The organism is Sciscionella sediminilitoris (assembly GCF_000737195.2).
In the GTDB taxonomy this organism is placed as follows: Bacteria; Actinomycetota; Actinomycetes; order Mycobacteriales; family Pseudonocardiaceae; genus Sciscionella; species Sciscionella sediminilitoris.
In genome coordinates, this window is the sequence record NZ_JALM01000176.1 from 1 (window position 1) to 12,332 (window position 12,332).

At 67.0% G+C, this 12,332-nt stretch carries 12 protein-coding genes; 5 read left to right on the forward strand and 7 right to left on the reverse strand.

Going from position 1 to position 12,332, the window contains the following annotated elements; all coding sequences use genetic code 11:
- Positions 1-96: 96 nt before the first annotated feature.
- The 4 genes from AD72_RS34900 to dnaE all read right to left on the reverse strand — a co-directional run bounded on the left by AD72_RS34900 (position 97) and on the right by dnaE (position 5,997).
- Positions 97-1,305, reverse strand: coding sequence for a cytochrome P450 family protein (locus AD72_RS34900; protein ID WP_031470932.1), 1,209 nt, complete (start codon positions 1,303-1,305; stop codon positions 97-99).
- 101 nt (positions 1,306-1,406) lie between these two features.
- Entirely contained in the window at positions 1,407-1,802 is a 396-nt protein-coding gene (locus AD72_RS34905; RefSeq protein ID WP_037348437.1) for a PPOX class F420-dependent oxidoreductase, read from the reverse strand.
- The gene (locus AD72_RS34910) at positions 1,795-2,337 is read right to left on the reverse strand and encodes a YceI family protein (protein ID WP_031470934.1); all 543 of its coding nucleotides are present in this window, start codon (positions 2,335-2,337) and stop codon (positions 1,795-1,797) included. The genes AD72_RS34905 and AD72_RS34910 overlap by 8 nt, the downstream gene beginning before the upstream one ends.
- Before the next feature lie 129 nt (positions 2,338-2,466).
- Positions 2,467-5,997, reverse strand: coding sequence for a DNA polymerase III subunit alpha (dnaE, locus tag AD72_RS34915; protein WP_031470935.1), 3,531 nt, complete (start codon positions 5,995-5,997; stop codon positions 2,467-2,469).
- A gap of 218 nt (positions 5,998-6,215) precedes the next feature.
- Here dnaE and AD72_RS34920 point away from each other — a divergent pair, with 218 nt between their 5' ends.
- Complete coding sequence (locus AD72_RS34920; protein WP_031470936.1) at positions 6,216-7,154, forward strand: ABC transporter permease; 939 nt, start codon at positions 6,216-6,218, stop codon at positions 7,152-7,154.
- On the opposite strand, the gene AD72_RS34925 is transcribed toward AD72_RS34920, so the two are convergent.
- The gene (locus AD72_RS34925) at positions 7,142-7,786 is read right to left on the reverse strand and encodes a TetR/AcrR family transcriptional regulator (protein WP_031470937.1); all 645 of its coding nucleotides are present in this window, start codon (positions 7,784-7,786) and stop codon (positions 7,142-7,144) included. The genes AD72_RS34920 and AD72_RS34925 overlap by 13 nt on opposite strands.
- 146 nt (positions 7,787-7,932) lie before the next feature.
- Here AD72_RS34925 and AD72_RS34930 point away from each other — a divergent pair, with 146 nt between their 5' ends.
- The 3 genes from AD72_RS34930 (at position 7,933) to AD72_RS37420 (ending at position 10,257) form a co-directional block, all read left to right on the forward strand.
- On the forward strand, positions 7,933-8,736 hold the full coding sequence (locus AD72_RS34930; protein WP_031470938.1) for an SDR family NAD(P)-dependent oxidoreductase: 804 nt from the start codon (positions 7,933-7,935) through the stop codon (positions 8,734-8,736).
- Between the two features lie 474 nt (positions 8,737-9,210).
- Positions 9,211-9,909 (forward strand): DUF5938 domain-containing protein, encoded by a 699-nt coding sequence (locus tag AD72_RS38335; protein WP_082469347.1) that lies wholly within the window; start codon positions 9,211-9,213, stop codon positions 9,907-9,909.
- Between the two features lie 81 nt (positions 9,910-9,990).
- Entirely contained in the window at positions 9,991-10,257 is a 267-nt protein-coding gene (locus AD72_RS37420) for a hypothetical protein (RefSeq protein ID WP_031470940.1), read from the forward strand.
- Here AD72_RS37420 and AD72_RS34950 read toward each other — a convergent pair.
- Positions 10,243-10,671 carry a hypothetical protein gene (locus tag AD72_RS34950; protein ID WP_031470941.1) on the reverse strand — a complete coding sequence of 143 codons (429 nt, stop codon included), beginning with the start codon at positions 10,669-10,671 and terminating at the stop codon, positions 10,243-10,245. The genes AD72_RS37420 and AD72_RS34950 overlap by 15 nt on opposite strands.
- A gap of 49 nt (positions 10,672-10,720) precedes the next feature.
- On the opposite strand from AD72_RS34950, the gene AD72_RS34955 reads away from it, so the two are divergent.
- The gene (locus tag AD72_RS34955) at positions 10,721-11,086 is read left to right on the forward strand and encodes a cupin domain-containing protein (protein ID WP_031470942.1); all 366 of its coding nucleotides are present in this window, start codon (positions 10,721-10,723) and stop codon (positions 11,084-11,086) included.
- Positions 11,087-11,091: 5 nt separating this feature from the next.
- Here AD72_RS34955 and AD72_RS34960 read toward each other — a convergent pair whose 3' ends face one another.
- Positions 11,092-12,282, reverse strand: a complete 1,191-nt coding sequence (locus AD72_RS34960; protein ID WP_031470943.1) for a nucleotide disphospho-sugar-binding domain-containing protein — start codon at positions 12,280-12,282, stop codon at positions 11,092-11,094.
- Between the last annotated feature and the right edge of the window lie 50 nt (positions 12,283-12,332).

Genomic DNA, 12,332 nt, shown 5'->3' on the forward strand with positions numbered 1-12,332 from the left:
CCGCGATCGCCGCACAGGTGATGGTCTTGCCGACACCGGTCGAGGTACCGGTCACCACGAGCACACTCACGATGCGCGAGACTACTGCTCCCCCGGTCAGCGCAGCCTGACGGGCAGCTTCAACAGGCCGTGGATCAGCGAGCTGTCCCGCCAGCCGAAGGTCGTGGGCTCGCCGGCCAGGGCGATGTCCGGGAACCGGGTGATCAGCTCACGCACCGCGATCCGGCCCTCGAGCCGGGCCAGCGGAGCACCGACGCAGAAGTGGATACCGTGCCCGAAGGCCAGATGCCCCGAGGCGTCCCTGGAGATGTCGAAGGAGGCCGGTTCCGGGTATTTCACCGGATCGGCGTTCGCATCGACAAGCGGGATGGAGATCAGCTCGTGCTTGTCGATGGTGAACCCGTCGATGGTCCACGGCCCGGTGGTGTACCGCAGCGTCGCGATGTTCACCGGCCCGTCGTAGCGCAGGAATTCCTCGACCGCGTTGGGCAGCAGCCCGTGGTCCGCGCGCAGGGCGGCGAGCTGATCCGGGTTCTGCAGCAGCGCGAGCATTCCGTTGCCGATGAGGTTCACCGTGGTCTCGTGCCCGGCGATCAGCAGCAGGAACACCATCGAGATCAGTTCCGGTTCGCTGAGCCGGTCCCCGTCCTCGGCGACCGTGACGAGTTCGGAGAGCATGTCCTCCCCCGGGTCCGCCCGCTTCTGCGCGATCAGCTCGGCAAGGTAGGCCGGCAGTTCCGCGCGCACCCGCGCGACATCCTCGGGGCTGCTCGTGGCCAGCGCGACGACGATGTTCGACCACTCCCGGAACCGGTCCTGGTCCCCGTCCGGAACCCCGAGCAGCTCGCAGATCACCGTGATCGGCAGCGGGAAGGCGAAAGCGTCGAGCAGATCCACCTCATCCTTGTCCTGCATGGCGTCGAGCAGTTCGGTGGTGATCTGTTCGATCCGCGGCTCCAGCCGGGAGACCGCGCGCATGGTGAACGCCCGGTTGACCAGCTTGCGCAGCCGGGTGTGGTCCGGCGGATCCGAGTTCAGCATGTGATCGCTGACGTCCTGGAGCAGGCCGACGGTCCGGTTCTCCTGCTTCTGCAGCACCTCGTGGAAGCCCTCGCTGGCCTTGCTCAACTCGTCGTCCGCGAGCGCCTTGCGGGCGAGTTCGTAGTCGGTGATCAACCAGGCGACCATGCCGCTCGGCAGCCGCACGTGGTGAACCTTGCCTTGTTCACGCAGTTGGCGGTGTACCTCGTGTGGTCGCTGGGTGTAGTCCTTCGGCAGGTCGCGCAATTCCTGACTCACGCCCACGTCGGTCTCCTCATCGCTCGGGACTGCAATTCGCAGACTGCGCACTGTCAACGCCGGGTCCCGGTGGAGAGTTTCCGCCGCGCCCGAATTTCCCTGACACACTACGGGAATTCCGGATCCGGAGTCAGTACGAGACCGATCCCGCGACCATGCCCGAGCGCGCGCCCGAGGACGGTGACAAGGACGAAAAGCCGAAATCGGTTACCGTATTTGGCGCGCAGCAATCGGCGAATCACACGCAGTCGCGGGCCGCGCACCACCTCGGCCGTCGCGGTACGCCAGGGACCACGCGGATTCCCGGCGAAATCCGAGGCGGCGAACGCGCACCGCGGCTCGGCGAGCAGGCGGCGCACCTTCCAGGACCGTTCCGGAGTGTAGGCATACCAACGTTTCCCGGATTCGGCGTACCACAACGGGGTGATCACGGCGGTCCCATTGCGCCGATAGGTGCACAGCGCGAAGAAGTTCTCGCCACGGGGATCCGAACGCTTAGCCATTCCCCGCCGATTCCGGTTCGGCGCTGACCTCGAGCAGCGCGGTCAGGTACCGCCCGGTCATCCCTTTCATCGCGGTGATCCCCAGTGCGTACCGGTCCACGGTGCCCCGGGCCCGCACCAGCAGCCGTGCGTTCTCGGTGCGGCACTCCTCGATCCGCAGCTCGAGTGGCGCCGTGGTTTCCCGGACGGTGAGGGAGCCGTGCAGCGTCCACCCTTCCGGTTCCTCGGCAATCCGGTCCGCGGCGAAGGCGATCACCGGATGCTGCTCGGCGTCCAGGTACTGCTTGCCGTGCACCACCGGATCGCGCATCCCGTTGCCGGTGTGGAAACTCGTGGCGGGCACCCGCACGCGCACCGAGGAGCGGTGTACCGGATCGGCGACCTCGATGTGCCCGGCCTCGATCCCGAAGCGCCCGCGCACCGGGGCGAGCCCGAACAGGTGCCTGGTGTGGAACCGGATCGTGGAACGGTCCCCGTCGATTCGATAGCGACCGGATGGCGGTACCTCGACCGGACCGGATGTGCCTGTGGTCATTCCCGGAGCATGCTCGCCCCCGCCCCGCATGGCAATGTGCGAAAGCGACCGCCGCGACCTACTTTCGTCGTTACCCGCCCGGTTACCCGGTGTCGCCACTGCGGGGAAGGGCTCGCCGCACGGGGTCCCCTACGCGATGCAGCCCGGGCCGAGGAGAGCCTTGAGATCCCCCATCAGCGAAGGGGTCGGATCCACGCGGAATCCCTCGTCGAGGCGCAGCAGCACGGTACGGCTGCCGTTCACCAGGGACAGCTGCACCTCGGTCTTGCCGGGGTGGTTGACGAGGACCTCCTTGAGCCGGGTCACCGTCGGCGGGGTGACCTTGGCGGTGAGCATCCGCAGCCGCATCGCCTGCCCGTCCGCGGCGGTCGACAGGTCCGGCACCACGAGATCGTTGGCGATCAGTGAGGTGCGGTCCTCGCGCTTGGCGACCCGCGCGCGCACCAGGACGATGGCGTCCTCGACCACGTCGTGCGAGAGCACCGCGTAGGACTTCGGGAAGAACAGCACCTCGATGCCACCGGCGAGGTCTTCCAGCTGGGCGACCGCCCACGGCTCGCCGTTCTTGTTCACCCGCCGGGTCACGCTGGCCAGGATGCCGCCGATGGTCACCTGGGCCCCGTCGTTGACCGAACCCTCCAGGATGGTGGCGATCGGGGTGTCCGCCTGCGCCTCGAGGATGTGCTCTACCCCGCCGAGGGGATGCCCGGAGACGTAGAGCCCGAGCATCTCCCGCTCGAAAGTGAGCTGGGTCTTGCGGTCCCACTGCTCGTCCGGGATCCGCACGTCGAACACGCCGCCGACGTCCGATTCGTCCCCGCCGCCGAACAGGTCGAACTGCCCGATCGCCTCGGCCTTCTTGGTTTCCATGATCGCGTCGACCGCGTCGATGTGAATCATGTGCAGACCCTTGCGCGGATGCTCGAAGGAATCGAACGCGCCGGCCTTCACCAGCGATTCGACGACCTTCTTCGAGCAGCCCGCCGCGTCCACCTTGCGCAGATAATCGGAGAAGTCGGTGAACTTCCCCTTTTCCTCGCGCGCGGCGATGATCGCGTCCACGACCCCGGACCCGACGTTGCGCACCGCGCCGAGACCGAACCGGATGTCGTGGCCGACCGGGGCGAAATCCCGTGCGGATTCGTTGACATCCGGTGGCAGCACGGTGATGCCCATCTTCCGGCATTCCGAGAGGTACACCGCCGCCTTGTCCTTGTCGTCCCCGACCGAGGTCAGCAACGCGGCCATGTATTCCGCGGGATAATTCGCCTTGAAGTACGCGGTCCAGTAGGAAACCACACCGTATGCGGCGGAGTGTGCCTTGTTGAACGCGTAATCGGAGAACGGGAGAAGAATGTCCCACAGGGTTTTGACGGCTTCCTCGGAATAACCGTTGTCCCGCATACCCTTCGAGAAGTTCACGAATTCCGCGTCGAGAACTTCCTTTTTCTTCTTTCCCATCGCCCGGCGGAGCAGATCCGCTTGGGACAGCGAGTAACCCGCGAGCACCTGAGCGATCTTCATGACCTGCTCCTGGTACACGATCAGGCCGTAGGTGGTGCCGAGTACGTCCGCGAGCGGTTCCTCGAGCTCCGGATGGATCGGAGTGATCTCCTGCTGCCCGTTCTTGCGCAGCGCGTAGTTCGTGTGCGATTTCGCGCCCATCGGACCCGGCCGGTAGAGCGCGCCGACCGCGGAGATGTCCTCGAAGTTGTCCGGGCGCATCAGCCGCAGCAGGTCCCGCATGCCGCCACCGTCGAGCTGGAACACACCGAGGGTGTCACCGCGGGAAAGCAGCTCGTAAGTCGCCTTGTCGTCCAGGGAAAGCGATTCGAGCTCGACCCGGCCCTTGCCGTTGCGCTCGATATTGCGCAGCGTGTCGTCCAGGATGGTGAGGTTGCGCAGACCGAGGAAGTCCATCTTCAACAACCCGAGCGCTTCGCAGGTCGGGTAATCGAACTGGGTGATGATCGACCCGTCCTGCGGGCGCTTCCACAGCGGGATCACATCCAGCAGCCGCGCCGAGGACAGGATCACCGCACAGGCGTGCACACCGGCGTTGCGGATCAGTCCCTCGAGCCCGCGCCCGGTGTCGATGATCTGCTTGACCTGGGGATCGTTCTGGTAGAGCTCGCGCACCTCGGCCGCCTCGCCGTGCCGCGGATGCTTCGGGTCGAGAATCCCCTCGAGCGGAATGTCCTTGGCCATCACCGGCGGAGGCAGCGCCTTGGAGATCTTGTCCGCGATGGCGAACCCGGGCTGACCGTGCAGCACCCGGGCCGAGTCCTTGATGGCCGCCTTGGTCTTGATGGTGCCGAAGGTGATCACCTGGGCGACCATCTCCTCGCCCCACTTCTCCGTGACGTACCGGATCACGTCACCACGCCGGCGTTCGTCGAAGTCCACATCGATATCGGGGGGCGAGACACGATCCGGATTGAGGAACCGTTCGAAGAACAGCCCGTGCGCGAGCGGATCCAGGTCGGTGATGCCGAGCGCGTAGGCGATCAGCGCACCCGCGGCGGAACCACGGCCCGGCCCCACCCGGATGCCGTTCTCCTTCGACCACATGATGAAGTCGGCGACCACGAGGAAGTAGGCGCAGTAGCCCATCTTCTCGATGACCCCGATCTCGTACTCGACCTGATCGGCGTGCTCCCGGTCGACCCCGTCCGGGAAGCGGCGCTTCATCCCGGCCCAGACCTCCTCGCGGAAGAACTCCTCCTCGGTCTGGTGCTCCGGGATCGGGTACTGCGGCATCAGGTTGCGCGGGGTGAACATCCCGTCGATCTCCACCCGCTCGGCGATGAGCAGGGTGTTGCGGCAGCCCTCCTGCCACGCGTCGCTGGAATCGCGTGCGTACATCTCCTCGGCGGTCTTGAGGTAGTACCCCTCACCGTCGAGTTTGAACCGGCCGGGATCGTCGAGCGTCTTGCCGGTCTGCACGCACAGCAGCGCCTCGTGCGACTTGCTCTCCTCGGCGAAGGTGTAGTGCGAGTCGTTGGTGACCACGAACGGCGCTTCGATCTTGCGCGCGATGTCCACCAGGCCATCACGAACCCGGCGCTCGATGTCGAGGCCGTGGTCCATCAGCTCGACGAAGAAATTCTCCTTGCCGTAGATGTCCTGCCAGTCCGCCGCCGCCTCGAGCGCCTTGTCGAAATGCCCCAGCCGCAACCGGGTCTGCACCTCGCCCGAGGGGCACCCGGTCGTGGCCATCAGCCCGTTCGCGTGCTCGGCGATCAGCTCACGGTCCGCGCGCGGCCACTTGCCGAGCTGCCCCTCGAAGGAGGCCAGCGAGGCGACCTTCATCAGGTTGCCGAGGCCCTCGTTGTTCCGGGCCCAGATCGTCTGGTGAGTGATGGCACCGCCACCGGAGACATCGTCGGACTTCTGGTGCGCCTCACCCCAGCGCACCCGCTCCTTCAGGAACCGCGAGGCGGGCGCCACATAGGCCTCGATCCCGGGGATCGGTTTCACCCCGGCCTTGCGCGCCTGCTGGAAGAAGTCGTAGATCCCGTTCACATGGCCGTGGTCGGTGATCGCCACCGAGTCCATCCCCAGGTCGTTACACCGGGAGAACAAGTCCTTCAGCTTGGCCGCGCCATCCAACATCGAGTACTCGGTGTGCACATGCAGATGCACGAACGAGTCGGACATACGGCGCAGCCTCCCTCACCAGAACGACCAACTTGAACCAACACTCTAGCCCGGCCGGAACGGCTCTCCGGCATCGACATGCTGCAGTGAACACCATCGGACCGACAGTTTTCGGCACCGGCCCCGACACGTGCGCAAACACCCTCATTCGCTCCGCTCCGACCTCGTTCCTCGGCCGATGCTCACTCCCTCGACGCCTTCGCGTACCCTCTGCCAGCGTGCATGCCGACCCCGCGCGCGCCACCGACCTCGGCGACTCACGCAGCGTCCGCAAGGCGCTCGCCGATCTCACCGGCGGACTCACCAGTTACGAGCTCTGGGGCCACCTCGGCTGGCAGGACATCAAGCAGCGCTATCACCGCGCGGCACTCGGCCCGTTCTGGATCACCATCGCCCAGGCCGTGATCGCGCTCGGGCTCGGTCTGCTCAACGGGCTGCTGTTCGGCGCCCACTTCCAGACCTTCCTGCCCTACCTCGCGACCGGACTGATCGTCTGGCAGTTCATCAACGGCTGCTTCATCGAGGGCATGGAAGCGTTCATCGCGAACGAGGCCACGATCAAGCACGTGCCCGCCCCGCTGATGGTGTACGTGATGCGCACCCTGTGGCGCCAGCTCCTGATGTTCCTGCACACCTTCATCGTCTACGTGGTCCTGCTGGTCATCTTCTTCGGCGACCTCGACCACAAGTACTCGATGAAGGACGGGACCTGCCTGAAGGCGGTGCCCGGTTCCGGGATCCCCTGCCACCCTGGACTCGGCTGGTGGTCGCTGCTCGCGATCCCCGGTTTCCTGCTCGTGCTGCTGACCATGGGCTGGGTGATCATGTTCTTCGGGATCATCTCCACCCGGTTCCGGGACATGCCCCAGCTGATCAACGCGGTGCTGCTGCTCGCCTTCTACATGACCCCGGTGGTGTGGCCGATGGACCAGCTCACCGAGAAGAGCGGCAGGCGGCACGCGATGGCGCCGTACATCGAGCCGATCATCGACGGCAACCCGATCTATCACCTCATCCAGGTGGTGCGCCAGCCGCTCACCGGTGGGCTGGTCAGCATGTGGAGCTACGTCGCTGTGGGACTGATGGTCGTGGTCGGATGGGCGGCCACGCTCCTGCTCATGCGCGGTTACCGGGGCCGGGTCTCCTACTGGGTCTGACCTTCCCCGACCAGCAGATCGAGCGCCCGTACCAATTCCCCGCGGAGCGCGGCGACATCCCCGGCCCGCCCGGAAAGCGCACACCACAGGGCACGCTGGAAGATCCCGTCCAGTAGCGCGTAGGCGGATCCGGAACCGAGCGCGGGCACGGCATCGCACAGTTCGGCGTACCGGCTGATCACCCGCCAGATCATCGCCTCGCGGCGTTCCTCGATCTCGCGCACGTCCTCGCGGAAGGTCTCGTCGAACAGACTCTGGTTGCGCAGGTCGTACCAGAGCCGGTGCAGGGGCGCGTCCGCGTTCAGGGTCGCGAAGAACATGTCCACGAAGTCCTCGCGCAGCCGCGCACCGGTGCCCGCACCGGCGACCACCTCGTCGTACCGGGTCACGCACACGGCCTCGTACTGACGCACCGCCTCGGTGACCAGATCCCGCTTGTCCGCGAAGTAGTAGTGCAGAACCCCGTGGGAGAACTCGGAGTTCTGCGCGATCTCCCGCAGGCTCGTTCGGGCGTACCCCAGCTCGGCGAGGGTGTGCAGGGTCGCGACCGCGAGCTCGGTGCGCCGCGCCTGGAACTTGTCGACCTGGCGGCGCGCGATCCGGTCCTGTTTTGTCTCGACGACCTCCGTCACGGCTCCCACTGTATCGCCCGATGACGCGGCGGCCAGCGATTTGACAGTTGTCACAGAAAATCTTGACAACTGTCAAATGCTGGATAGCGTGTAGCCCACATCACGCGATTCGAGCGGCTTCACTGATCTCAAGGAGGAGATGCGGCATGACCAGTTATGACCTGACAGGGCGGAAAGCCCTGGTCACGGGTGGAGCCAGGGGTCTGGGGGCGGGTATGGCCGAGGCATTGGCCAAGGCGGGGGCCGCCGTGATGATCGGCGACGTGCTCGAGGACGTCGGCAAGGAAACCGCGCACACGCTGCGCCAGTCGGGAGCCACAGCGGAGTTCGTGAAGCTCGACGTGACCGAGGACGACAGCTGGGCCGATGCCGTACCGCAGATGGTGAACTCGCTGGGTGGCTTCGATCTGCTGGTGAACAACGCGGGCCTGGAGATCACCAGCCTGGTCGCGGATCTCGAGGCCGCCGACATCCGCTCGATGCTCGAGGTCAACGTGCTCGGTACGGCGCTCGGCCTCAAGCACGCCTTCCGGGCGATGCGCCCGGGCGGCCCGGCCGGCGCGGGCGGCTCGGTGGTGAACATCGCCTCGGTGGCCGCGACCATCGCCTTCCCCGGCATCAGCATCTATTCGGCGACCAAGTCCGGCATCGACCGGCTCACCAGGGTGGCCGCCGCGGAATCCGGAAAACTCGGCTACGGCGTGCGGGTCAACTGCATCTATCCGGGGCTGACCCCGACGGTCATGGGCAATCAGCTGGCCGCCGACTGTGCGCGGATCGGCCTGTTCGAGTCCCCCGAGCAAGCCGCGGGGACCGTCGTGGAACTGACCCCGCAGGGCCGCCTCGGCCAGGTCGACGACATGGCCGACGCCGTGGTGTTCCTCTCCAGCGAGGCCGCCAAGTTCATCACCGGGGCCGGGCTCCCGGTCGACGGCGGCATGGGCATGTGATCGCGAAGCCGACCGCACCGCGGGCCGTGATCGCCAATGCGTGCAGCAGGCCGTGGATACGGTGCCCGGTGTGGAAACCGTCGAGCACGAGGTGGTCGAAGTGGAACACGACCTCGCCGCACCGACCGAGCAGTTCCGCGGCGCTCAGGTCGTGCCGAACGCGGTCGGCCCGTCCGCCCGCTGCGGTCACGAGGTGGCGCATGCCTGTGTGGCGATCGGCGCGCAGTTCGCCGAACAGGTCCTCGTGCTCTCCCTCGGTCTCGCGCAGAGGTACACCATCGGCGGGATCGCGGCGAACATCTGCCCGGAACCCCCGGCCTGGACACCAACGAATACGCGGAGCGGCCGGCCGATGCGGGCACCTACGAACCGGTGCTTCCCGGCCAGCATCAGCCCGGCCTCGCCCTGCGCTCGGCGGGGTGCCCGGAGGAACAGCGGGCCCATCGACCAGACTTCGCGCAGGTGCGCGGTGAGATGCCACCGAGGGAGAATCCCCGGACCGACACCTCCCCGGATTCGGTGCACGCTTCCGGACCGCTCGGCCGCGCGCACTGCGTCATCCACGGCAACTGCAATGACGAGCAGACCGCGGTACTCGACGCCCGTGCCGCCGCGCATCTGTTGCAGCAACAGCCGAAGAAGACCGGGTTCGCTTCGAGCTGCCAGGCATTCGGGCACCGGAACCTGCTCGGTACCCTGCGCGGTTTCGGGCCTGGTACTCGAAGCGATCCTCGAAGTCCACCACCAGGAGCGAGGAAACCAGCGCAGCTGAGCGATTTTCTGGACAGGGGCGCCTCACTCGGCGGTGCGAGCCCGAGCGACGCCGAGGTGGTGCGGTTGTCCTGCCGGACAGCGGGCGCCCTGCACGGCTCCGGAATCCGCCCGGGAGAACGGGTCGCGATCCTCTCGGCGAACGACCCGCTCGCCTTCGCCTGCGTGCTCGGGATTTCCCGGGACGGAGCCGTATGGTGCCCGATCAGTCCGCGCGACGAGGCAGAGGAGAACCGGAAGCTGCTCGAGCTGTTCGGCTGCCGCTGCCTGATCTTCGCGAAGTCCTTCGCCCGTTGGTGGACCGCACCGAGCTTCGAGGAATGGCTCGACCGCGATTTCCGGGAGCCGGATCCCGTGGTGCGCCCGGACGATGAGCCGTGTGCCCCAAAGGGGTTCGGCTGACCGGGCACAACATCGAGACCGCCACCGTACTCATCCCGCTTCGAACACCACCGGATCACGCATTCCTTCCTGGCACCCACGGTGATCTACGGTCTGCTCGATCATCCGGGGCTGCACTCCGCCAAGCTGGAATCCCTGGGCTGCATCTGGTACGGCGCGGCCCCGATGTCGCCCGCCCGGCTGGCCGAGGCGCTCCCCGGATCGGCCGAGGAACTGGCCGGGTTCGTCAAGGAACGGCTCGGCAGCGTGAAGGCGCCCAAGCAGGTGGAGATCTGGCCCGGTCTGCCCCGCTCCAAACTCGGCAAGATCCTCAAGAACGAAGTCCGGAACCAGCTACTGCACGGCTAGTGTGAGCACTCCACCGAACAACAGGGCGAGCACCTTCACCCCTTCCAGGGCGATATAGGCGTAGTGCGCGCGGGACCGGGGCGCCTCGGCTCCGGCGAGCACGGCATCGGAACGGCGGGTCAGCCGCGGCTGGACCAGCACCAGCTGCGCCAGCAGCAGCACCACGGCGAGCCCGAGCGCGCCGGTCACCCACCAGGAGAGGTTCCCGAGCAGCAGGGCACACACCACCAGGACCGCGAACACCAACTCGATCACGTGCAGGGCACGAAAAACCAGCCGCCCGATCCCGAGCCCCAGCATCAGGGTGACTCCCGGGGCACGGAACTTCAGCGGCGCCTCGAGGAAGGAGATGGCCAGCACCATCCCCAGCCACACGAAGGCCACCGCATCAACCACATCCGCGGCCGCGCGCATACCCTGAAGCCTAGTCGGCGAAACAGAACCGAGCAGGAAAAGGTGACCGGTGGAACCCCGAAACGAGCAGCCGCGCGTTCTGGCGGACACCCGCGCGGAAGGCCGTGAACAGGGTGTCCGGTGGCGGCTCCAGGAAAGCGAGCGGGACCTGGACGCGAACATCATCGCGCTCGGGCCGCACGGCACCGTCGCCATGCACACCGGCGCCGAGGTCGACGTGCTGTTGCACGTGCTCTCCGGATCGGGGCAGCTGGCCACCGAAGAGGACACCATCGAGCTGTTCCCCGGCGCGTTGCTGTGGCTTCCCCGCTATTCCCGGCGCGCGTTCGCCGCGGGGCCCGAGGGACTGCGCTACCTGACCACGCACCGGCACCGGCAGGCACTGCACCTCGCGCCGCCGCCACCGGCGAGCTGACCCCGCTAACCGGCCAGCAGTACCTCCAGCTGCCCGATCACCGCGGCCGGGCTGGGCATTCCGGCCATCTCCGTGGCGACCTCCCGCGCCCGCTCGGCGAACTCCGGCTCGCCGAGCAGTCGTTCGATCGCCGTCCGCGCCTGCTCGACGGTCACCGTCACCGGGTCGTGCTGCAGCCCGACGCCGCGCTCGGTGACCCGGTCCGCCGACATCGGGTTGTCCGCGAACGAGGGCAGCACGAACTGCGGGACCCCATAGGCCAGTGGCGCGGCAGTGGTGCCGGATCCACCGTGATGCACGATCAGCGAGCACCGCGGCAGTATCGCGGAGAGCGGGAGGAAACCCGCGGAGTGCACATTGTCCGGGAGCTCACCGAGTTCGGCCAGATCCGCCGAGCCCGCGGCGAGGATCACGTCCACGTCCAGACCGGCGAGGGCCTCGAGTACGACCGAGAGGTTGGAGACCCCGGCCATGATCGGCACGACGGTGCCGAGCGTGACGAGCACCCGTGGCCGTTTCGGTTCGCCGAGCGCCCAGGCCGGGGCGACGACCCCGCCGTTGTAGGGCACGTACCGCATCGGCCACCACGGCCTGCCGTCCCGGTGATCCGGTTCCTCCGCGCTGATCCCGCCCATGCTCGGCGCGCGGAGATCGATGCGCGCCACGGGTTCCGGCAGTTCCCCGGTGATGCCGTGTTTCTCCCGCAAGGCCTCGTTGATCACCGTGTCGTTCAGCGTTTCCGAGCGATCCCGGAAATCCTTGTCCCGCATCGACCAGGAGACCCGGTTGCCCGCCTCCAGAGCGGGCACCCCGAGCTTCGCGGCCACGTACGGCCCCGCCATGTGATCCGAGGTGTACACCACCAGATCGGCGCCGAAATCCCGGCCGCATTCGATCGTCCTGCCCGTCATGGTCAGCGCGAAGAATCCGAACGGCGCTCCCGAGCCTGCCGCGGCCCGCAATTCTTCGGACATATCCGAAGAATCGGGTTCCATGACCATTTTGGTGAATTCCGCCCAGATATCCCGTCCGGGGCAGGTATCGGCGACCGTGAGCCCGGCTTCGGCCAGCACCGGGGCCATCGGGGCCGCGCTGGCGAACAGCACCTCGTGCCCGGCAGCCCGGGCCGCCCAGGCGAGCGGCACGAGCGGCAGGGTGAGGCCATAACCGGGCATGGCGGTGAAAAGAATACGCATGCGGCCAACCTAGCCGCGCGGCAAGAGCACTGTCTAAGAGATGGTTTCAA